Origin of the sequence: Desertivirga arenae, from assembly GCF_017355785.1 — a bacterium.
Taxonomy (GTDB): Bacteria; Bacteroidota; Bacteroidia; order Sphingobacteriales; family Sphingobacteriaceae; genus Desertivirga; species Desertivirga arenae.
Genome location: NZ_JAFEWE010000009.1, coordinates 70,287 through 91,508, shown reverse-complemented (window position 1 = coordinate 91,508; position 21,222 = coordinate 70,287). Strand labels below are relative to the sequence as shown.

Annotated in this window: 22 protein-coding genes; 9 read left to right on the top strand and 13 right to left on the bottom strand. The window is 40.4% G+C overall.

The features are described from left to right. Window positions 1-257: 257 nt before the first annotated feature. Window positions 258-782 (bottom strand): hypothetical protein, encoded by a 525-nt coding sequence (locus tag J4N24_RS17410; RefSeq protein ID WP_207534994.1) that lies wholly within the window; start codon window positions 780-782, stop codon window positions 258-260. A 109-nt stretch (window positions 783-891) separates the two neighbouring features. Between J4N24_RS17410 and J4N24_RS17405 the strand changes: the two genes are divergently transcribed. Next, complete coding sequence (locus J4N24_RS17405) at window positions 892-1,311, top strand: hypothetical protein (RefSeq protein ID WP_207534993.1); 420 nt, start codon at window positions 892-894, stop codon at window positions 1,309-1,311. An 81-nt stretch (window positions 1,312-1,392) separates the two neighbouring features. Here J4N24_RS17405 and J4N24_RS17400 read toward each other — a convergent pair whose 3' ends face one another. Next, the gene (locus J4N24_RS17400; RefSeq protein ID WP_207534992.1) at window positions 1,393-2,631 is read right to left on the bottom strand and encodes a sterol desaturase family protein; all 1,239 of its coding nucleotides are present in this window, start codon (window positions 2,629-2,631) and stop codon (window positions 1,393-1,395) included. A gap of 136 nt (window positions 2,632-2,767) precedes the next feature. Between J4N24_RS17400 and J4N24_RS17395 the strand changes: the two genes are divergently transcribed. The 4 genes from J4N24_RS17395 to J4N24_RS17380 all read left to right on the top strand — a co-directional run bounded on the left by J4N24_RS17395 (window position 2,768) and on the right by J4N24_RS17380 (window position 6,446). After that, a complete protein-coding gene (locus J4N24_RS17395) occupies window positions 2,768-2,986 on the top strand; it encodes a cysteine-rich CWC family protein (RefSeq protein ID WP_207534991.1) in 219 nt (72 codons plus the stop codon). Next, window positions 2,976-3,392, top strand: coding sequence for an acyl-CoA thioesterase (locus tag J4N24_RS17390; RefSeq protein ID WP_207534990.1), 417 nt, complete (start codon window positions 2,976-2,978; stop codon window positions 3,390-3,392). The genes J4N24_RS17395 and J4N24_RS17390 overlap by 11 nt, the downstream gene beginning before the upstream one ends. A 79-nt stretch (window positions 3,393-3,471) precedes the next feature. Next, window positions 3,472-4,215 (top strand): 3-oxoacyl-[acyl-carrier-protein] reductase, encoded by a 744-nt coding sequence (fabG, locus tag J4N24_RS17385; RefSeq protein WP_207534989.1) that lies wholly within the window; start codon window positions 3,472-3,474, stop codon window positions 4,213-4,215. Window positions 4,216-4,334: 119 nt separating this feature from the next. Further along, window positions 4,335-6,446: a vWA domain-containing protein gene (locus J4N24_RS17380; protein WP_207534988.1), complete on the top strand. Its 2,112-nt coding sequence runs from the start codon at window positions 4,335-4,337 to the stop codon at window positions 6,444-6,446. A 4-nt stretch (window positions 6,447-6,450) separates the two neighbouring features. Here the strand turns inward: J4N24_RS17380 and J4N24_RS17375 are convergent, their stop codons facing one another. The 3 genes from J4N24_RS17375 to J4N24_RS17365 all read right to left on the bottom strand — a co-directional run bounded on the left by J4N24_RS17375 (window position 6,451) and on the right by J4N24_RS17365 (window position 7,789). Then, on the bottom strand, window positions 6,451-6,852 hold the full coding sequence (locus tag J4N24_RS17375; protein WP_207534987.1) for a hypothetical protein: 402 nt from the start codon (window positions 6,850-6,852) through the stop codon (window positions 6,451-6,453). A gap of 53 nt (window positions 6,853-6,905) precedes the next feature. After that, window positions 6,906-7,220, bottom strand: coding sequence for an FtsB family cell division protein (locus J4N24_RS17370; protein WP_207534986.1), 315 nt, complete (start codon window positions 7,218-7,220; stop codon window positions 6,906-6,908). Between the two features lie 98 nt (window positions 7,221-7,318). Further along, the gene (locus J4N24_RS17365) at window positions 7,319-7,789 is read right to left on the bottom strand and encodes a methionine-R-sulfoxide reductase (RefSeq protein WP_207534985.1); all 471 of its coding nucleotides are present in this window, start codon (window positions 7,787-7,789) and stop codon (window positions 7,319-7,321) included. A 153-nt stretch (window positions 7,790-7,942) separates the two neighbouring features. On the opposite strand from J4N24_RS17365, the gene rlmH reads away from it, so the two are divergent. Next, on the top strand, window positions 7,943-8,416 hold the full coding sequence (gene rlmH, locus J4N24_RS17360; protein ID WP_207534984.1) for a 23S rRNA (pseudouridine(1915)-N(3))-methyltransferase RlmH: 474 nt from the start codon (window positions 7,943-7,945) through the stop codon (window positions 8,414-8,416). 178 nt (window positions 8,417-8,594) lie between these two features. Here the strand turns inward: rlmH and J4N24_RS17355 are convergent, their stop codons facing one another. Both J4N24_RS17355 and J4N24_RS17350 read right to left on the bottom strand, forming a co-directional pair. After that, window positions 8,595-9,083: a DUF5606 family protein gene (locus J4N24_RS17355; protein ID WP_207534983.1), complete on the bottom strand. Its 489-nt coding sequence runs from the start codon at window positions 9,081-9,083 to the stop codon at window positions 8,595-8,597. A gap of 61 nt (window positions 9,084-9,144) precedes the next feature. Beyond that, complete coding sequence (locus J4N24_RS17350) at window positions 9,145-9,591, bottom strand: peptidylprolyl isomerase (protein WP_207534982.1); 447 nt, start codon at window positions 9,589-9,591, stop codon at window positions 9,145-9,147. A gap of 165 nt (window positions 9,592-9,756) precedes the next feature. Between J4N24_RS17350 and J4N24_RS17345 the strand changes: the two genes are divergently transcribed. Then, window positions 9,757-10,938 (top strand): asparagine synthetase B, encoded by a 1,182-nt coding sequence (locus tag J4N24_RS17345; protein ID WP_207535109.1) that lies wholly within the window; start codon window positions 9,757-9,759, stop codon window positions 10,936-10,938. Between the two features lie 40 nt (window positions 10,939-10,978). On the opposite strand, the gene J4N24_RS17340 is transcribed toward J4N24_RS17345, so the two are convergent. The 5 genes from J4N24_RS17340 to treF form a co-directional block, all read right to left on the bottom strand. Continuing rightward, window positions 10,979-12,964 (bottom strand): putative porin, encoded by a 1,986-nt coding sequence (locus J4N24_RS17340; RefSeq protein WP_207534981.1) that lies wholly within the window; start codon window positions 12,962-12,964, stop codon window positions 10,979-10,981. Continuing rightward, a complete protein-coding gene (locus J4N24_RS17335) occupies window positions 12,964-13,779 on the bottom strand; it encodes a purine-nucleoside phosphorylase (protein ID WP_207534980.1) in 816 nt (271 codons plus the stop codon). Before J4N24_RS17335 ends, J4N24_RS17340 begins: the two co-directional genes overlap by 1 nt. Further along, window positions 13,769-14,815 (bottom strand): tetraacyldisaccharide 4'-kinase, encoded by a 1,047-nt coding sequence (lpxK, locus tag J4N24_RS17330; RefSeq protein ID WP_207534979.1) that lies wholly within the window; start codon window positions 14,813-14,815, stop codon window positions 13,769-13,771. The genes J4N24_RS17335 and lpxK overlap by 11 nt, the downstream gene beginning before the upstream one ends. A gap of 50 nt (window positions 14,816-14,865) precedes the next feature. After that, entirely contained in the window at window positions 14,866-16,140 is a 1,275-nt protein-coding gene (locus J4N24_RS17325; RefSeq protein WP_207534978.1) for a flavin monoamine oxidase family protein, read from the bottom strand. 105 nt (window positions 16,141-16,245) lie between these two features. Further along, window positions 16,246-17,829, bottom strand: a complete 1,584-nt coding sequence (gene treF / locus J4N24_RS17320) for an alpha,alpha-trehalase TreF (protein WP_207534977.1) — start codon at window positions 17,827-17,829, stop codon at window positions 16,246-16,248. Window positions 17,830-17,900: 71 nt separating this feature from the next. Here treF and J4N24_RS17315 point away from each other — a divergent pair, with 71 nt between their 5' ends. Beyond that, the gene (locus tag J4N24_RS17315; protein ID WP_207534976.1) at window positions 17,901-18,494 is read left to right on the top strand and encodes a YceI family protein; all 594 of its coding nucleotides are present in this window, start codon (window positions 17,901-17,903) and stop codon (window positions 18,492-18,494) included. Window positions 18,495-18,551: 57 nt separating this feature from the next. On the opposite strand, the gene J4N24_RS17310 is transcribed toward J4N24_RS17315, so the two are convergent. Further along, the gene (locus J4N24_RS17310) at window positions 18,552-19,316 is read right to left on the bottom strand and encodes an MBL fold metallo-hydrolase (RefSeq protein WP_207534975.1); all 765 of its coding nucleotides are present in this window, start codon (window positions 19,314-19,316) and stop codon (window positions 18,552-18,554) included. A gap of 196 nt (window positions 19,317-19,512) precedes the next feature. Between J4N24_RS17310 and recJ the strand changes: the two genes are divergently transcribed. Continuing rightward, window positions 19,513-21,213 carry a single-stranded-DNA-specific exonuclease RecJ gene (recJ, locus tag J4N24_RS17305; protein ID WP_207534974.1) on the top strand — a complete coding sequence of 567 codons (1,701 nt, stop codon included), beginning with the start codon at window positions 19,513-19,515 and terminating at the stop codon, window positions 21,211-21,213. Window positions 21,214-21,222 lie beyond the last annotated feature (9 nt).

The following is a 21,222-nucleotide window of genomic DNA, read 5'->3' as shown; positions in this document are numbered from 1 at the left end:
TCTTGAGGCTTGATAAATGGTTACAAAATTTATACTAAATGTACAGCTTTTAGTTACAGCTTGCTTCGATACAGCGCAGGGGAAAGCCCAAAAACTACAAAACAGATTAGCTAGTTTAAAACCCACGATAGGGAATAAAAGCTCACTCAAACTTTTTCTGGCATTTGAAACACGAGGTGTTCAATCACAAAAAAACCTGATACTGTATCTGAACAGTGCATCAGGTTTTTTACTAAGAATATTATTAGAAAGCCGAACTACCAGTAGACATTCAAATAAACCACTTCCTCATCCTCTGTGGTCTCTATCTCTACTTTTGGTACAGCACCTGGTACAGGTCTGAACTTCCTGATAAGACCAACTAACACTCCCCTTCCATACACTCCGGGATAAGGAGTACGATTTTTTAAACGGGCAGATCGTGCGTTCTCATCAAAAGATTCGAGCTCGATAAATCCTACGTCCCCTCCAACATGATTCATTTTGTACCCACCGTCAATACTAGCTAGTAGAGATTTAAAATCAAGCTTTAGATCGGGAACATTATTGGCAACACCTTTTCCAAGTGCGAAGATTGTATTTGGTCCGTATTTATTGGAAACGTCTTTCAAAACGTCTAACCAGCGCTGAAAATCATACCACTGCCCTTCAATAATATTCTCCAATCCATATTTTGCTAGGAGTTCGTTAATGGAAAGAGAATATTCGGACAAAGCTTGAAGCGAGGCTAAAATGGCTTGTCCGCTAATTTTAACGTCATCTGAAAAAGATTTAAAATGCATGTTATCTTTTAAATGGAATGGGATATACGAGCTCTGCTCAATTTAGTTACAAAATTATGCCGACTAAACCTTTAATCATCTTCGTATTCCAATTACTAAACACACACAAATGAAAAAGGTAATATTAACCCTTTTGGTAGCTGCAACCGGATTTGTAAGCGCCAATGCTCAGGATGGAGTATATCGGGATCAGCAAGGGGAATATCATTATGAAACCCGTGACCAGCAAGTTTGGGTACCGGAACAACGGGTTGGCGGAATCTTCGGAGTAGGCGGAAGAACCATTCCAGGTCATTATGAGACACGAAGCCAGCAGGTTAAAGTTTATAACAGGTACCCGAATAGCCCGTACGGTCAAGGACAAAAAGGCTGGGCAGGAAAGCATCCTCATGGAATGCCGCCGGGACAAAGGAAGAAGATGCAGCAGTCTTATTCTCCCAACTATCCTGACTTGAATAGAGATCGCGATTTTGACGATTACGGTGTCTATGACAATAGAAAAGGGTCAAAGAACCGCAAAAAGAACTAACTACACATTATAGGGGTCATTTTTGTTAAAAGAAAGAGAGCATGGTTATCCAAACATGCTCTCTTTCTCTTAGCAAATCATCTATTTCTTTTTAAGAGAAAACCTGCCGTATTCAGATTGATAGATCAGGCGCAAGTATAATTCCTTCAGCGGAGCGGTGTTATTAAGAATAAACAGCACGAATACTGCTGCGGTAAGGAATCCATAAGTATCAAAAACTGAACTAAGATATCCGCCAAGGATAAGGAATCTAACATATTCCAGGTAGTATATCCATTTGCGCTGTTCAAGCAAAGCCCCAACATATATCAATGTAACCATTATAAAAAGGGAACCGAATACCTTGTCTTCTAAATTAAGGTTTTTAAATAAAAGAGTTATTAGAAATAAGAGTGCAATGGAGAGCACGATTTGCAGACTTACATATAACTTAAATCGGGCACTAAGCTCTTTTGTTCCTTTATTGGGAAGAAACCGTCTTTCCAACTCTGGCCGTATATCCTGATCAAGATCTTCAGGACTGCCAAATACAATCTTTAATTTATTCCAAATTCCATCAACTCTCCTGCATGCCTCAGCAAGTTCCATGAAATAATGAAAATGCTGCCACATAAAACTATAACTATTTAGTTGATGAGTAAGACCGTAGACCGGCTTTTCATCTTCCTCCATATAAGTGCCGAATAACTTATCCCAAAACACGAATAGATCACCATAATTTTTATTGAGATACTTTTCATTGGAGGCATGGTGAACACCATGTAAAGACGGACTTATAAAAATGTATTCAAACCAGCCAAGCTTACCAATTATTTGGGTGTGCGTGAAGAATGAATAGGCTCCATGAACAACCAGGATTGTCATTACTAAACTGGGGTGAAAGCCAACAAAAGGAAGTACACACCAGAAAATATTTCGTATTAAAGCTTGAAATGTTGTAATACGGGCAGAAGCTGTATAATTAAATTCTTCGCTTTGATGGTGTACAATATGGGCTCCCCATAACAAGTTAATCTCATGCCCCAGCCGGTGGTACCAATACCAAACGAAATCAGTTGCCAGGAGTAGTAAAACCCATACATACCATACGTTGGGTATATGCGTCAGGGAGTGATGTTCATAGATATAGTTGAAAAGCTCGAAAAAACTACCAGAAATAAATAGGTTCATCAAACGTTCTGCTATTCCGATACTCAGATTTGCTACGGAGCTATCGTACTTGAAAAGGTGCTTCTTGTTTTTTCTAAGCGCCGCTATATATTCCAGCCCCACAAAAAGAAAGAAAGCTGGTAATCCAAAAGCCAGATAATTGTATTCCATAACCAGGAGCAAAAGTAACGTTAAAATAAAAAGAATACAAATCCTACTAAAACAATAGACTATCCGAATACAACCTCTCCGCCATCGATCAAGATTATTTAGCTATTTTTGTTGAAATAGTAAACTTGCAATCATTTTGACCAAGCATGAAATAATCAGTTGTGAACGATGCCGTACGAGAATAGAGTGCAAGGCTAACAACTTCACGCAATGCCAATGCAGCAGCATTCATCTTAATTTAAACGAAGTCCAATTTGTCAGTGAGCGTTTTGAGGGCTGTCTTTGTGCGAATTGTTTAACAGAGCTGAAACAAGAATACTTAACTTTGATTGAAAACGGTGACTATGACTCTTGAAGAACGAAAATCCTTATCAGAAACTAAGATATTCAAACCTGTATTTGCTACAGATACGAACCATTATAATACCCTCCATGGAGGGGTAGCAATGAAATTGATGGATGATACGGCTTTCATTGCCGCAACACGTTTCACGAGGCTTCCTGTGGTTACAGTATCTTCTGATCGAATCAACTTTACCAAGCCTATCCCTGAAGGCACTATCGTGGAAGTAGTGGCGAAAGTTACAGACGTAGGTCGTACAAGCGTCAAGGTCTCTGTAGACATTTTTATTGAGCAGATGTATGAAGAAAGCCGTGATTTAGCAATTCATGGTGTTTTAACATTTGTTGCCATTGATGCCGCTACTAAGAAACCTGTTTCTATTACTGAGCATTTGCAAAAACTAGGATTACAGCAGTAATTGGCTACTATGTAATGCTATATTGTCGATTTCTACTTTCTGTAAATTTCTATAACTTCACGACCTCAAATAGATAACAATGAAATTACTTGAAGGAAAAACCGCTTTAGTTACCGGAGCATCAAAAGGCATTGGCCGTAAAATAGCTGAAAAATTTGCTGAGCAGGGTGCTAATGTTGCTTTTACATATTTATCATCTGTAGAAAAAGGTCAGGCTTTAGAGCAAGAGCTTCAGGCTGCCGGCACTAAAGTTAAAGGCTATCGTTCTGATGCATCTAAATTTGATGAAGCTGAGAAATTAATTACTGATATTGTTGCTGATTTTGGCACTATTGATATCGTTGTTAATAATGCAGGAATTACCAAAGATGGTCTGTTACTTAGAATGACGGAACAACAATGGGATGAAGTACTTGAGGTGAACCTGAAATCAATTTTCAACGTTACTAAGGCTGCTTCTAAGATCATGATGAAAAACCGTAAAGGAGTCTTTATCAATATGAGTTCAGTTGTGGGTGTTCAGGGTAATGCCGGTCAGGGTAATTATGCTGCCTCTAAAGCTGGTATCATTGGTTTCTCTAAATCTATGGCAAAAGAACTAGGTTCAAGAAACATTCGTACGAACGTTGTTGCTCCTGGATTTATTAAAACAGAAATGACTGAAGTTCTGGATCCGAAGGTAGTGGAAGGCTGGGAAGCCGGAATTCCATTAAAACGTGCCGGAGAAACAGAAGATGTAGCAAACGCATGTGTGTTTCTTGCTTCTGATTTAGCAACTTACATCACAGGCCAGGTTATTGCCGTTGACGGCGGTATGCTTTAAGATCAAAGGAATTCCTAATTATATAAAACTATCAGGTGCTGATTTTACGTTATTTAATAAATAATCGTTTTATCCATGATAGCTTCTTTGCCTGTAAAAAGCAAAATAATTAAATGAAAATGGCATATTTACCTTCAGTACATATGCCATTTTTATTTCAAATACAATTTACTTCGCTCTCTGGTATTTGGGTTCTGCTTAGCCTAATGATTGGCTTAGCTTATGCCTTCTTACTGTATACCAAAAAAAGTCAGCTACCAGAGCCAATAAAACGACTACTGTTCACCTTACGCACAATAGCTGTAGCTCTTATCACCTTTCTCCTGCTCGCCCCTCTTATAAGAACTGAAGATAAAACAGTAGAAAAACCCTTAATTTTTTTATTGCTGGATAATTCAGCATCCATCACAGCTTCAAAGCAGGCAAACTTCAATCTCAATAATTATAATAGATCTTTAAGCCAATTGATCAAAGAATTATCAGAGAATTACGAGGTAAAAGCCCTGACCTTTGGTTCTGCTGTAAAACCATACAATAAGCCTTCTTATACTGATAAGGTAACAAATATTGGGGAGGCCTTAAGTTACATTAATGATCGTTTTGCAAATAGAAATATTGGGGCTGTGATCCTGGCCAGTGACGGTATTTATAACCGGGGAAGCAACCCACAGTACGAGGCTCAAAGTCTAAAATCTCCCGTTTATACAATAGCGCTTGGCGACACCGTACCGAGAAAGGATCTCCTGATTGCTAATGTAAACTATAATAATATTGTTTACCTGGGTAATGATTTTCAGATAGAGGTGGAATTGGAGGCCTATCAAAGCAAAGGAAGCGCTACTCGCATAAGTATAACTGACAGATCAGGTCAGGTATTTGATAAATCTCTTCCTATCTCTACAGCCGAATACAAGCAACGCGTTCCAGTTACTCTATCTGCTAAACAAAAAGGGATTCAAAAATATACGGTTAACCTCAGTCCTGTACAGGGAGAGCTATCAAAAGAGAATAACACCTACAGTTTTTTTGTTGAAGTTATAGATGGCCGCCAAAAAGTGTTGATTCTGGCCAACTCCCCTCATCCTGATATTGCAGCTATTAAACAAAGCATTGAAACAAATAAGAATTACGAGGTAAAGGTTCAATTCGCCGGAAGCCCCGATCGGGAGGATATAGCAAAAAGTAACCTTCTTATCCTTCATCAACTGCCTTCACAAGCTGTTCCCCCTTCAATTTTAAAGCAGTGGATCAATGGTAAAAACGCACTTTTTATTGTAGGAGAGCAAACAAATATCAGCGCCTTCTCATCCGTTCAAGATCTTTTAACAATCGTAAGCACGGGAAATAGTCAGGAGGCCTATGCAAAAGCCAATCCTAATTTTTACGACTTTGTTTTAAGCGAAGCTTCAAAAACAAAGATCAGTCATTTTCCTCCATTAATTACACCCTTTGGTAATTATACCATTAAAACTAATGCAACAACACTTTTTAGCCAGCAAATTGGTAAGGTTGCAACAGACAGGCCATTGCTTATATTTTCGGAAGAAGGAGAACAACGGTCGGCCGTTCTTGCAGGAGAAGGAATTTGGCGTTGGCGCTTGGAAGACTTTAAAGAGAATGGTTCACATCAGGCAGTAGATGAATTACTTACTAAAACTGTTCAATTTATCTCAAGCAAGGAAGACAAACGAAAGTTCAGGGTCTATGCAGCAAAAAACACTTTTGATGAGAATGAGCATATCATCTTAAATGCCGAATTATATAATAATGCCTATGAGTTGATCAATTCCCCGGAAGTCTCGCTTAATCTGGTGAACAATAAAGGAAAAACTTTTTCATTTCAATTTTCAAGAACTGGTAATTCCTACGTATTGGATGCGGGAACTTTGCCTTTTGGTGAATATACTTTTACTGGTACAACCCGGCTTGGTAACAACAAGTATAAATCAACAGGACGTTTTATGATCACCCGGGAACTTACAGAGTTACGACAAACAACCGCAAATCACCAGATACTATATAATATTGCAAAGCAGAGCAATGGCGAACTTGTGTTTCCCGAGCAGATCGGACTTCTAAAGGAGAAAATTAAAAACAATGAGCTGGTCAAGAATATCTCCTATGAAAACCGGCGGTACGAAGACATGATCAATTTGAAATGGCTCTTCTTTGTAATTCTTTTCCTACTAAGTCTGGAATGGTTAAATAGAAAAAGGAACGGAGAGCTGTGATGAACTACTGTGGCCGCAAATAAAACGAAGAGGATTTTGTCTTGCTTTTGCAAGTGCCATCAATATCGCCGTCCTGTTTCTGTTTACCTTTCAGGATATAGACTAAGCGGTTGGAAGAATTAAAACATCTAAAGATCCATGACCTTTCTTCTGCACTAAAATCGGCAGTCATAACATATTTTTTCCCGCTCACTGACTCGAAATAGCTGCCATGGTACCTTAAATAGGTATCGTTCTCTGAAACAAACTCGTTTGCCTTTTTCAAGGGGCGAAGCTCAATCTTGATATAAGAACGCCCTTTAACCTCTCCAATAAAAGATAACTTTTCCTCGATCCTGTCTGTTTGCAAAGGGATTTCCTGCCCGGCAAAAACGAGTGGAGATTCAGCATATAATAATACTGACAACAAAACGCTATAAAAGCATAATTTCCGCACAGGCAGCTATAGATTAGTATATATTAGAAGAATGAGCTCTTTTCTTTCTCCTTCTCTTTGATGATCACATATACGTCCTCGTTGTCTTTTTTCATCAAATACTTTTCCCGGGCAAATTTCTCAAGCATCTCCTGATTAGTGGTCAGCTCTTTTAAATCCGTCTTAACCCTTTCGGTTTCAGTAGTATAAAAGTCCCTTTCTTCCTCTAGCTTATGAAGTTGCTTACGATACTCATATTGGGAAAATAAATCATTCCTGTCAAAAAACAGCATCCATGCAACAAAGAATGCCGATACAAGAAAATATTTATTACTAATGATCCCAACGGTCCGTTTCATATACACAAATATATAAACATAGTGGAGCTTTCAAAATACATTAGGGACAGATTGTCTATAAGTTACACCCCTACCCTTATGTATTAATTACGACCATGCTACTTTTTTTCAGCTGGGATAAAAGCCATTGAAACTGAATTGACACAGTGACGAGTATTTTTATTAGTAAAGCCTTCCCCTAGAAACACATGGCCTAAATGTCCCCCACATTTCGCGCACACTATCTCTGTCCTCATGCCGTCCACATCAGGTACATGTTTCACTGCACCCTGAATTTCATCATCAAAGCTTGGCCAGCCGCAGTGTGAATCAAACTTATCTTCTGAACGGTAAAGCGGAGCATTACAACGGCGGCATACGTAAGTGCCCTTTTCCTTATTATTCAAAAGCTTCCCCGTACCAGGATATTCCGTTCCTTTGTGAACAATTACTCTTTCTTCTTCAGGTGTTAATTTATTATATTCCATCTTGTTCTTTGAGTTTTCAGTTGACTGTGCTTGTTTCTTTTCCTGTCCGCAAGAAGTAAGTGCGACAAACAGAAGACAGCCTAAAATACCTAAGGTTTTCATATATTTATTAAAGATAACGCTATTGTAAGATACCTGAATATACGGAAGCTTGACGCAAGTGGATTTTTTACATTATCATTATCACAGCAGATATCAATAATAGCCATAACTTTGAACATAAAGAGAGGCTTCTAAAGAGGTAAAGCACAATTAATGAAAGTTACGTTACTTGTTATTGGTAAAACCGAGGATAAATATCTGAAGGAAGGTATTGAAAAATATCTCAAGCGCTTGAAGCATTACATCAAATTTGAGCTACAGGAAATACCAGAATTGAAGAATACGAAAAGTCTGACGGAAGACCAGCAAAAGGTTAAAGAAGCAGAGCTTCTAAATAAATTCTTAAGTCCTCAGGATCAGGTTATATTATTGGATGAACACGGGCACGAATTCACCTCGGTCCAGTTCGCTGGTTTTATAAATAAAAAAATGCTCAGTAGCGTACACAACCTTGTTTTTATTGTAGGCGGTCCTTACGGCTTTGATCAATCCTTGCAAACCTTGGCCAAGGATAAATTGTCTCTTTCTAAAATGACATTCTCGCACCAGATGGTAAGGTTATTTTTCGTCGAGCAATTATACAGGGCTTTCACAATTTTGAAGGGAGAGCCATATCACCACGAATAGAAAAACGTTAACTATTAATAATAAACGTTCAGATTATGATTGAAGGATTCAAACCCCGTAATTACCGCTTCAAGGGAGCTGATACGGGAAGCGAAAAAAACCATTTTTGGTTGGCATTTTTAATCGGGATTGCATTCCTGGCTATAATAATATATTTCTTCTAAACAAGAAAGGCTGATTACTCAGCCTTTTTAGATTTTTTCGCTTTTGCAGCGGGTTTTTCTTCCTGCGCTACAGGCTCGGTTTCAACCACATCTTCTTGAGTTCCTTCTTCCCCTACTGCTGGTTCCTCATTGAATAAAGGAAGGTCTTTCAGAATATTAAACCAGGTAATGATCTTTTTCATATCTGACCCATACACCCTATCCTCATCATGGGTTGGCGCTACTTCGCGGAAAAATTCACGTAATGTTTTTCCGTCAGCTTTGGCATCAGGCACAGAGGCACTATTTTTTATTTTTTCAAGTATCTCTACCAGTTTCAGATCATCATCTTCACCAAAAACTGTAATATCTTCAAGTGACGCAAGCTTAGCCGTGCTTAGATTTACTACTAGCTTTAACTTCTGAGCATCCAGGCTTTCAAGCACGAATCCCGACTTGTTCTGTCCTATCACCTTGTATAATCCCGGTTTTCCGGAAACTGCTACTATTCCTCTTAAATTCATCTTAATTTAGATTTACGATTACCAAAATAAAAATGGGACAGGAACGTCCCATTGTTATTTCTTATTTCGCGTCTTCTTCCAGAATATCAATACCTAAAATCTTGTCTCCCTGACGGATTGCATCCACAACATCAACATTCTCCACTACTTTACCAAAGCAGGTATGGTTGCGATCAAGGTGAGCTGTATTTTTACGGCTATGACAAATAAAGAATTGGGAACTTCCTGTATCGCGGCCAGCATGAGCCATTGACAAAACGCCCCTGTCATGATATTGATTTTCACCTGTTAATTCACACTTAATACGAGTGCCAGAACCACCTGCTCCAGTACCAGTTGGATCTCCACCCTGGATAACGAAATCAGGAATTACACGATGAAAAGTAACGCCGTCATAAAATCCCTCTTTAGCTAATTTAAGGAAGTTAGCTACGGTATTAGGCGCATCTTTATCGTAAAATTGTACGGTCATGTCGCCTTTCTCTGTTTTTATAATCGCTTTGCTCATGTCTTTCTGTTTAATGTTAAAGGTGGCAAAGTTAATTATTTCATTCCACCCTCCCCTATAACTTCTCAGGATTATTTGCGTTATTTAAGCATGCCAAAATTAGGTATTACGCTTATTTTATTACTGGTATCGATGCTGTCACGGGCGGCCTCAATACTTATTCCAATGGACGAAGATCAGAAAAACCATCTTAAAGCCTATGGAATCGCATTTTGGACACTAAAAAGTGGAGCAGAAGCCGACTGGCTCCTCAACTACCGTGGGGGAAGTTTTCTAATCAAATACGCGCAATCATTGGAGAACGAATGTAAGGTAAGAGGAGTCTCTTACGAAGTGATCACGGATACAAAAGTAAATAGCATCCTTACAGAACTTGCCGATCCATCCGTTAATATGGATGTGGTCAAGTTGGAAAAAGCTCCGAAGATCGCTGTTTATTCTCCCAAAAATAAGCTTCCCTGGGATGATGCAGTTACCATGGTCTTAACCTACGCCGAGATACCCTATGATATTGTTTATGACGAAGAAGTATTGAAAGGCAACCTTCCGAAATACGATTGGCTACACCTGCACCACGAAGACTTTACCGGCCAGTATGGACGCTTCTGGTCAACCTTCAGATCTGCCAGCTGGTACATGGAAGATGTTAAACTGCAGGAAGCTACTGCGAGAAAAATGGGCTTTAAAAAGGTATCTCAAATGAAATTAGCAGTAGCCAAAAGCATCAGGGATTTTTGTTCAGGCGGTGGCTTTCTCTTTGCCATGTGTTCAGGAACTGATAGTTTTGATATAGCGCTTTCTGCTGAAGGTTTAGACATTTGTGAAAGCATGTTTGATGGAGACGGAGTTGATGCTTCTGCACAATCTAAGCTCGACTTCAGTAAGACCTTCGCCTTCCAAAATTTCAAACTGGACATGAATCCTTACAATTATGAATTTTCGAATATAGATGCTACTCCAACCCGCAATCTTGTCCAGCAGAACGACTTCTTTACCTTGTTCGACTTTTCAGCGAAGTGGGATATTGTACCAACAATGCTTACACAGAGCCATGATAAAGTAGTTAAAGGTTTTATGGGACAAACCACTGCATTTAAAAAAGATCTGCTGAAACCAGATGTATTAGTTATGGGTGAAACCAAGGTGGCCAACGAAGCCCGCTATATTCATGGGGAATTTGGTAAAGGCCAATGGACCTTTTATGGTGGACACGATCCCGAGGATTACCAACATGCGGTAGGTGATCCCCAAACAGACCTGAGTTTGCATCCTAATTCTCCTGGATACCGTTTAATCCTTAACAACGTCCTGTTTCCGGCAGCAAAGAAAAAGAAGCAAAAAACCTAACTCAGAATTAGAAACAACCATTCGATTTAAAATGCCGCTTCTAATCGTAGAAATTCCATTGTACCCCAAATCTCAGCAGAGATCCGGGCATTGGATAACGATTAACAGTATAGTAACCTTTCGACAAGAGCCCCTGATTGGCATAGTCGTACCTCAAGAATATATTTGCTCTTTTCAGTGCAAATTCGCCCCACACGTCTACAATAGGATAGGATGAAAATCGAACATCATTTCCAACGTAGAACTGACTAACGTTAATAGCGTAGGAGGGAGCATTATATTGAGAATTCCAGCGCAGATCAAATCCGGCATGAGCTGCAACTGAAGGAGAAAATCTCCTTTTATAATAGAAGCTATGGAAGGTATAGATCTCAGGCGTTTGCAGAAGATCTTGAAAATCTGATTTTTGGAGAACAAGATAACTCTCAAGATTGAAACGACCAAAGTGGAAATCTTTACGCCCGGTGATCTTAAGCATGTTGATAAGATTATCAGCCTGCATCGGCTTTATTTGCAAACTACTACTATCAGATCTTTCATAGTACAGATACTTCGACATCAGGAAATACTCAGCTTTCGCTCTGAAGTTATACTTTGGATTCAGGTATGTAAATGACAGGTTGTTAATTTTTGTATTATCGAAAGATTCATTCCAGTTGTGATAGAAATACGTTGATCTCTCATATAGAGCTTCCGGAGATTTATTTTGAATATATGCTCCTATTATCACCCTTCCTACTGATTTACTTAACTGGATCTCACTTTGTGCTTCGTAAAGGTAATCACCAGCATTCCGTCCAACAGTGATCTGGTTAATTGAGCCATTCACATACACCCTGTCACTGAAACGATAGCCCAAATCCCCCTTCAACGTTACGTTTTGAAAACCTTCTCTGTCAAGCGGTAACTGCTGGTACTTATACAGATCATGCTGTAGTCCAACATCAAGCTTCAACTCATTCTTCACAAAGCTTAAAGATCGTCCCCGTAAATAGAAACTATACCTGAATTCATTACTGATCCTTTTAACTGTAGTTGAATCTTTAAAAGCAAGTGTATCAGCAACCATAGAAGGAAACACACTTTGTGCGCCTGCTATAGGCTTATCAAAAGTGTAGGCATCATTAGCATAAGTGAACTGATGCGAGAACCGTTGAGTAGGTCGCACACTCGCAATCACCGAATCAGCAGTTTTAACGGTATCCAACCTGCCTATATAGTAAAACTGCTTGATAAAGTATTCCTTTTGCTTCCATACGTTCCTGACGGGAGGGTTTCCACCCAAACGTACGGTAGATGAAATTCCATTATCCTCTTTCTCTTCAAAGATGTTTTCATCCACTACTGAGCCGTTCTCGGCATTTTTGAGCGTATTAAACAAACCATTCACCAGTAAATTATACCGCTTCTTAGGCCCTTCATACCAGGTAAAAACACTTGCATTTAAATTGCTCGTATTTTGATTCAGGTAAAAACCTTCATTATTAACCCTGAAATAATTTGCCCCAAAATTCCAGTTTGGTTTAATATTCTGAGAGTGAGTGACTCTGAAGATCTGTTCCCTTGAGGTTCCGTTCACGTAATATAACGAGGTAAACGGAGTACGGGCTCTATAATATCGAATAGAATCCTGGTTTAACCGGTAAAAATCCAGCGAATGGAAACCAGGGTCAAAACCGATTGTCTTCCTGGGATTAAAAAGCATTTCCCTTGCAGGCTGACCTATATTCCCTAGATTTATAGTAGGTCGCTCCGGAGATATCAACGGATTATAATGATGGAAATGGGTCAATAATGTATCTAGAAAAACAGTTCGCGTGCTATCTTTTAGCAAACCCACAGTCGTGTACCGAATGTACTTTGCCGTAAAAATAACCGTATCCAGTTTCTCTTCCTCCCGCTTTCTCAGCGAGTCAAGTTCCTTGTCGGCACTCCGGCCTGTTGGTGGATTAGCAGGACGAACCTGAGCATATACCGAGGTTATGCAGGTCAGAATTAAACCTATGAGGAGCGAATAATATTTCATTATAAAGAGGACAGCAGTTCTTTTAATATAAGGGTCATTTTCGGCTCTGCTTCTTCGGCTACTTTTAAAATTTGTTCAACAGATACAGGTTCCAGTTCGTCATGATATCCTTCATCTGTTATCACTGATATAGCAAAGACCGGAAGCCCCATATGCTTGGCAACGATAACTTCGGGCACGGTACTCATTCCAACTGCATCTCCCCCTATGATCCTTAAAAACCTGTACTCCGCCTTCGTTTCAAGGTTCGGCCCGGCAACAGAAACGTAAACGCCTGTATGGCACCTGATGTTATTTTCTTTAGCAACTTGTGCAGCTTTTGCAATCATTTCCTTGCTGTAAGGTTGACTCATATCAGGAAAACGAGGACCCAGGTCATCGTAATTTCTTCCTCTTAAGGGATTGTCGTGCTGCAAATTGATATGATCCTCAATGATCATCAGATCTCCCGTCTTAATATCAGGATTTAAAGCGCCGCTGGCATTTGATACAAACAAATGTTTAATTCCAAGCATCTTCATTACTCTCACCGGGAAGGTTATTTGCTTCATATCATAGCCCTCATAATGGTGAAGGCGTCCCTGCATTGCCACTACATTCTTCCCCTTTAAAGTTCCAAAGATCAACCGCCCTGAATGGAATTCAAGCGTAGAAATAGGGAAATTTGGGATATTGGAGTACATCAACTTATGTTGAATCTCTATTTCTGATACCAGCCCACCTAAGCCGGTTCCCAGTATGATCCCGATTTCCGGAACGAAATCTCCAATACGCCTTTTTATATATTCCGTAGTACTATAAATATCAACCAACATATTCCTTAATTAAATTGTCAAACCCGTCAGCATCTGGTGAATGTATCCTTGCTGCTACCGGCAGGTAATAAACCGGAAACTCGTTTAAAAGTTCTTTAAGGCCAGCTTCCTGTAATCGCTGAGCATCTTTCTCTGTAGTGATAATAATTTTTTCAAATCCTGCACCCGACTTGAAATCATCTACAAGTTTAGTAATATTTTTTATTGTAAAAGGGTGATGGTCGGGATATTCATGATGTTTAACATTCTTGAAAAGACTTTCCAGCTTGTCAACCAGAGGACCAGGATTAGCTATCCCGGAAAGAAGATAAACGACAGTTTCCGAAGACAGTGACGCCAGGGCTGTTGGCTTATTTTCGCCGAATACAGGTATAAGATCTCCGTAGTCCAAAAATGAATAAAATACTTTTTGATGAGAAAAGGGTTTGATCCGCTTCAAAATGATCTCCCGTTCCTCTTGCTCAAGGGTTTTAGGGGTTTTTGTGACAATAATAACCTGTGCACGTTTTCTACCGGCGAAAGGCTCCCGAAAATTACCTGCAGGAAACACAATAAAAGGTTCGTCCAGCCGGGAATAATCAAATAATAATAGGTTAAGCCCCGCCTCTACTGCCCGGTGCTGAAAAGCGTCATCCAGAATAACTACATCATGGTCCCACTCTAGTATATCCAATCCGGTCACTCTCTTTTCTGCTACAGCTACGGTGATATCCTTAAATTTTTTACGGAACTGTAAAGGTTCATCTCCCGCATCTTTTGGTGAATCCTGTACCTCTACAAAACGAAAGCCTTGAGTTTTTCGCCCGTAACCGCGACTTAAAACAGCTACCCTTTTTTCGCCTTTTAGTAAGCGGATGATATATTCGGCCATCGGACTTTTGCCTGATCCTCCTACAGCCAGATTACCGATACCAATCACTGGAACCGGATATTTCTTCGACTTAAAAACACCAGCATCGTAAGCCAAATTCCTGAGAAAGACGATTACTCCGTATAGAACAGATAAAGGATACAAAAACAGGCGCAGATAGTGCATCTGACAAAGATAGCTTATTCAGAGGGAATAAGGCTCCGCACCCTGTCATTTCAATAACCGCTCAGCACCCTTCTTGCAGCCTCTCGCCCACTCATAAGTGCAGCTTCCACTGTTCCAATCTGGGGTCCGTGATAAATTCCTTCTCCTGCAAAATAGAGCGTTTCCTGAACTGCATTCCCTAAAACAGCTGCCGCATTAGGTTCTTCTACCGTGGTATAAGTATAGGCCCCTCTTGAAAATGGATTATTGGTCCAATTGCAGGCATGAGCATGCTTCAGTCCCGCACCTAACAGCTTTGAATCCAACTCGAAGATTTTACTTAAAGCATCTAATGCTATCTCAATTAGCTCACTTTCTGGTTTATCCTTTAGCTTTTCCACGGAAGGTCCGGCAAGCCAGCCCGTTAATACTTTGGAAGGAGATGGATTTTGCGTCCACCAAACAGGAATAATTTCATTTGAGAAAATAAAACCTGCATCCTCTGGCCAAAAGCATTGATCAAATTCCAGGACAACTTTTATCACAGAGCCAAAGCCCATGGCCCTAACAGCTCCCATCCTTATAGGCAAGGGCGGAGTAAAGTTAACAGCACCTGCACTGCCGTCTTTAATCTGGAGGACACCTAAGGGAATGGTGATGATAACTTTACGGGCAGCGTAGCGCTCTCCGTCAATGGTTATAGCTTCTACGAAACCACGGGACCAGTTGAAATGAGAGACAACTTTACCTGTAACAATTACAACACCAGCGTCCAGACACTCATTTTCCAGGTGCTCGATCAATTTACTATATCCACCTTCAACCCGGTACTGATGCTCCTGATCATCCTGCTCCCACTCTTTTTTTAGACTCAAAACACTAACTCTATTAGCGTCTGCAGCATCGTAGCCCTCGGCAAAGCGGATGACGGATTCTCGTAACTCTTTGTGCTGTTCTTCTTTGAAATATCTATCTAAAAACTCAGTCAATGTGATATCTTCCGTAAGGAGGTCTAGCTTTTCATTAAACTCAGGCCAGAACTCCTGGTCTGAGCCATAATCCTCAAGCTTACCATCCCTTGAAAAGTAACTTTTGCCCGAAATATTACTAAACTCTATTCCAGCCTCTTTTAAAAGTTCAAAGGTAAGTTCAGCATTCCCATGTATAAATTCCGCGCCAAGCATAAAAGGAATAGTGCTGCCAGATGCCGGAATATCAAGTATACGTCCTCCGGTTTTTTCTTTTGCCTCCAGCACCGTAACCCGTCTGCCCTCTCTGGCAAGTTCTCTGGCTGCCATCAGTCCGGATGCGCCAGCTCCAATTATTAAAATATTTTCGTCTACCATGGTTAACTATCAACAAGCTTCCATTAATGTGGTTTACTCAAACTTTTTTGTTAACCTGAGCTAAACAAATCTTCACTTGTATTCGGGACACAAGATAGAGGATTGTTAGTCATTAAGCTCAGTCTTCAACAAGCTCAATAAAACTCCATTGGTCCAGCCGAATCCGTCTTGCGTTGGATACTCTCCCCCTCCTGCCACCTGGGTAGTGTCTACTACATTATATTTTTCCATTAACTTACCAGATCTATTAAACACCTTAATATTTAAGCTTACCCATCTTCTGGAGATTTCCATGGCCAGCTTTTTATTCCCATACTTATTCAGGCCAGAAATAGCCAACCATTGCAAGGGAGCCCAGCCATTGGGTGCATCCCATTGTTGGCCGGTATTAACTGGCGTAGTAAGCAAACCGCCAGGCTGCAGGAAGGTGCGTTGCAATTGCACTGCGATCGCGTTTGCCCTGTTTTGCTTAACCATTTTGAAATACAAAGGATACATTCCGGCTAGGGAGAGTTGGGGTGTTTGGGTGAGGGTTCTCCAATTATAATCTCGGAAATAACCTAAGCCTCTGTCCCAGCAGAATCGATCCAGCGCGATTTTTCGTCTCTCTGCTAACTCTAACATGTAAGTCCGTTTTAAATCATCTTTCTTCCTGGTATAAGCCATAGCAAGGGTTTGTTCGAGATGATAAAGAAGACAGTTCAGATCGACGGCAATAATATCGGTAGTTTGAATGGTGCTCAAGTTCTTTCCGTCTGCGAACCATCTGCTGCTGAAATCCCAGCCTGATTCAGCTCCCGACCTTAAATCCCTGTAAACTTTGCCAGATACTTTTTGGCTCTCTTTTGCAGTTTTTACATCCTCTTTAAATGCTTCCTCCCTTGGCCAGTCGCCTTTATCGCAATACCGGTTCAAGACACTTCCATCCGGAAGATGCACTACATGTCCAACCGCCCCTTTTTTAATTCCCCGGTCATCCATCCAGAATTTGTACTCTTTCTCCAACGCGTCCCGGTTTGCTTTAAGGATAGAGTCTGCTTTCTCCTTCTTTACCTCCATCAGCAAGCGTACCATTAATGAGAAAAATGGAGGTTGAGAGCGGGTTAAGTAATAGGTGCGGTTTCCATTGGGAATAAAGCCATAAGTTCTGATCAGCGATGCGAAATTATTAACCATATTTTCAATAAGGTCATGTCTGCCGCTATGAGCTAAACCGAGCATAGTGAAATAGGAATCCCAGTAATAGATCTCCCTGAAACGCCCTCCGGGAACAACATACGGCTTGGGTAATTGGAGTAAAGAGCTATTAACCGGCACTTCCGTGGGATTCCGCGTCAATACCTCCCAAAGCTCGTTAATGTGACCTTCTACATCTGATTTATTAAGTGTCTTGAAAGGTTTGTTAGTAACAGCTGGCAAACGAAAGTTTTGACTAACAAAATCTTTAAGATTAAACGCTGCAGCACCTTTACTACTTTGGTAAGCTTCCATAATTTCCTGTGGCGACTTTAAAGGAACACAATCAGGAAAGGTCTTGCTGTCAGGAAAAACCCCTGAAAGTTGCACGGTGTCAAACAAGCCTGGAAAAACATTCCGGGGTGGATCTTGCCTAACCTGAGGGTGAGGTGTTTCTTTACAAGAAACCAATAAAGAGAATACGATAAAAGATTGCAGAAGAAGGTTTCTCATATTTTATCATACAGTTTAATCCTTTTTTAGTTTAAAAGCTCTAATCCTTACTTTTACACTAAAAAACACTGATGAAAATAAAAGCACTTTTAATCCTGTTATTGGCCATCACTGCCTTCTCTTTTAAAAAAAGAAGAACTGAAGATGTTTTCAAAGCAGATACGCAAAAAAGCTCCATCGAATGGATTGCAGGCAAGGTAGCTGGCGAGCACCGGGGACTCGTCAAGCTAAGCAACGGCTCCTTAATTATGGATAATACCAATCTAAAAGGCGGTTCCTTTACTATTGATATGAAATCAATGACTGTTACCGACTTGAAGGGCAGCTCAGCCCAGAACCTATTGGGACACCTTCGCGGTGAAGATTTCTTCGCTATTGAGAAATTCCCTGCATCATCTTTTACAATTACTAAGGTAACTCAAAACGCTCCGGATAAAGCCACTATTACAGGCAATCTTACCATTAAAGGAATTACCAACAGCATAAGCTTTCCGGCTAGTTTGAAAAAGCAGAAGAACGGCTTAACTGCCCTGGCAAGAGATGTAAAAGTAGATCGTACAAAATATGATATCCGCTATCGTTCCAAAAGCTTTTTCGGTGACATCGGTGATAAAGCTATAGACGACGAGTTCATACTTAATATTAATCTCGTTTGTAGGAAATAGAGTGTTACATGTTAAGATTTACGAAGCGAACTTCTTTCGTACTTCGTAAATCTTTTTCTAAAGGATCCTAAAGGCATCTCCCTTCATTTCTACCCTTCCTGTTGCCTGGCTTTTCGCATGATAAAACAAGCAGAGCCAATTATTCTCAGCTGCTAATTTTCCGTAGTGATCACGAAGCTCCATTGCCTTGGTAGGATCGAAGTCGTACTTCGCCTTAAATTTCCTTAGAAGTTGTTCAGGCTCTGGAAGTATATCTCCTCCAAAAAACACTTTCTCGTCCCCATCCTCGATTAAGAATACCTGATGGTACTCGCAGTGGCCTCCGGTTAATTCATAGGTCACCTGGTTATTTAGCCGTCCGGCACCTTCTATAAAATTAACACTTCCACTTCTCTGCACTATATCAAAGATCTCCGTCCGGTATGACTTTGATGGGCTACTGTATGCACTTTCCCACTCACCCCTGTTAATTACATATTCAGCATTGGGAAAGCTCAATTGCCATTTCCCATCCCCTTCAAATACCATTCCTGCAGAATGGTCAAAATGCAGATGAGACATTAATACAAGATCTACATCACTTGGATCATAGCCTGCTTTTTTTATATTCTCATGAATAAGCAATTCTCCGCGTTCTGTTTTAAAACCCAAGCCAGTATCAATAACAATAAGATGGCTGGACGTTTCGACAAGAAAGGGCTGCACGTAAACAAACAGCGAACCGGGCCTGTCTTTATAATCGTGAATGTTCGGGTCGAAGGGAATGAATTTTTTAGATATGTCTACAGAATAAGAACCCTCGTATAATGGAAATACCTTCATGTGTCTTGCTGAATTAACGCGTGTTTACTAACAATATAACTTGCTCCTTCATCGTTCAGTCACCTTAATAAAAATGTTCACTGATAATGAAATGCTTACAAAAGCAGGTACGGACAAATACTATATTTAGTGTTATATTTACCCCTTAAACCCGTAAAACAATGAATTCAAAGCGGGTATAAAACCTAACAAAGATATGCAAAAAAGGTGGGCAGAGCAGGTTGTTACTAATATTGAAGCAGTAGAAGATCTAAAAAGTCAACTTAACATCGATGAGGTGCTGGCTTCGTTACTTGTTAACCGCGGCATTACCTCCTTTGAAGACGCTCGTTGTTTTTTCCGTCCCGAGCTTTGCCATTTGCACGATCCTTTTCTGATGAAGGACATGGCGACAGCCATTTCCAGAATTGAAATAGCCATCGCCCGAAAGGAGAGTATCCTTATCTATGGCGATTATGATGTTGATGGTACCACAGCTGTGTCTTTAGTGTACAGCTTTTTCAAGAAGCTCCACTCATCGATCGACTATTATATTCCCGACAGGTATAAGGAAGGGTACGGAATTTCTATACAGGGAATTGATCATGCCAAACAAAACGGATATTCGCTGATCATCGCTCTTGATTGCGGTATTAAGTCGGTTGATAAGATCGATTATGCCAATTCCTTGGGTATCGACTTTATCATTTGCGATCACCACCTTCCCGGAAGCATTCTACCTGCTGCAGTTGCTGTTCTTGACCCTAAGAGACCTGACTGCCATTATCCCTATAAAGAACTATCAGGTTGCGGGATAGGTTTCAAGCTTGTTCAGGCCTATGCGCAGAAAAATGATATCGCTTTTGATGACATTTGTTGTTACCTGGACCTGGTAGCAGTAAGTATCGCATCAGACATAGTACCAATAACCGGAGAAAACCGGGTACTGGCCTGGTATGGATTGAAAAGGCTGAATGAAGCTCCATGTAACGGACTAGCGGCTCTTATAGAGATCTCGGGAAAAAAACAGTACACCATATCAGACATTGTCTTTATGATCGGCCCGAGAATAAATGCAGCCGGACGTATTGACGATGCGAAACACTCAGTTAGTTTGTTGATCGCTTCCGATGAAGAAGTTGCGAAAAACCAAAGTTTACTGATCAATTTAAAAAATACAGAAAGAAAAGAACACGATCTGAATATAACTGAGCAGGCACTTGCAATGATCGATTCAGACCCAGACCTCCAAAGTCGTAAAACTACCGTGGTTTATAATGAAGGCTGGCACAAGGGTGTTATCGGCATTGTTGCGTCGCGACTCACGGAAAAATATTACCGTCCAACCATCGTTCTTACTAGTTCAAACGGTCATGTTGCTGGTTCTGCACGTTCTGTTATCGGCTTTGATCTCTATGAAGCACTAAGCTCTTGCAGCGATTTACTGGAACAGTTTGGGGGGCATAAATATGCCGCGGGACTTACGTTGAAGCCCGAAAACATACCAGCATTGCAACAACGTTTTGAGGAAGTAGTAGCGCAAACTATCCCTGAGGAATTATTAATACAGGAAATAGGTATTGATGCAGAGCTTAATCTGGAGAAGATCAATTCGAAGTTTTTTCGGGTACTGAACCAGTTCGGTCCTTTTGGGCCTCAAAACCCTGCACCAATATTCGTATCAAAGAATGTTAAGGTAGCAGGAAAGGCTAGTTTTGTTGGAAATAATCATATCAAAATGAATATTTACCAGGGAAAGTCCCCTATCTTTGACTGCATTGGATTTGGACTAGGCCAGTATGTACCACTTATAAACAATGGTTATCCGTTTGATATTTGTTACACTATAGAAGAAAATATCTGGAAAGAAAAACGCTCTATCCAACTGTGTGTTAAGGGGATAAGAAGCGTGGTTTAACATATTCAG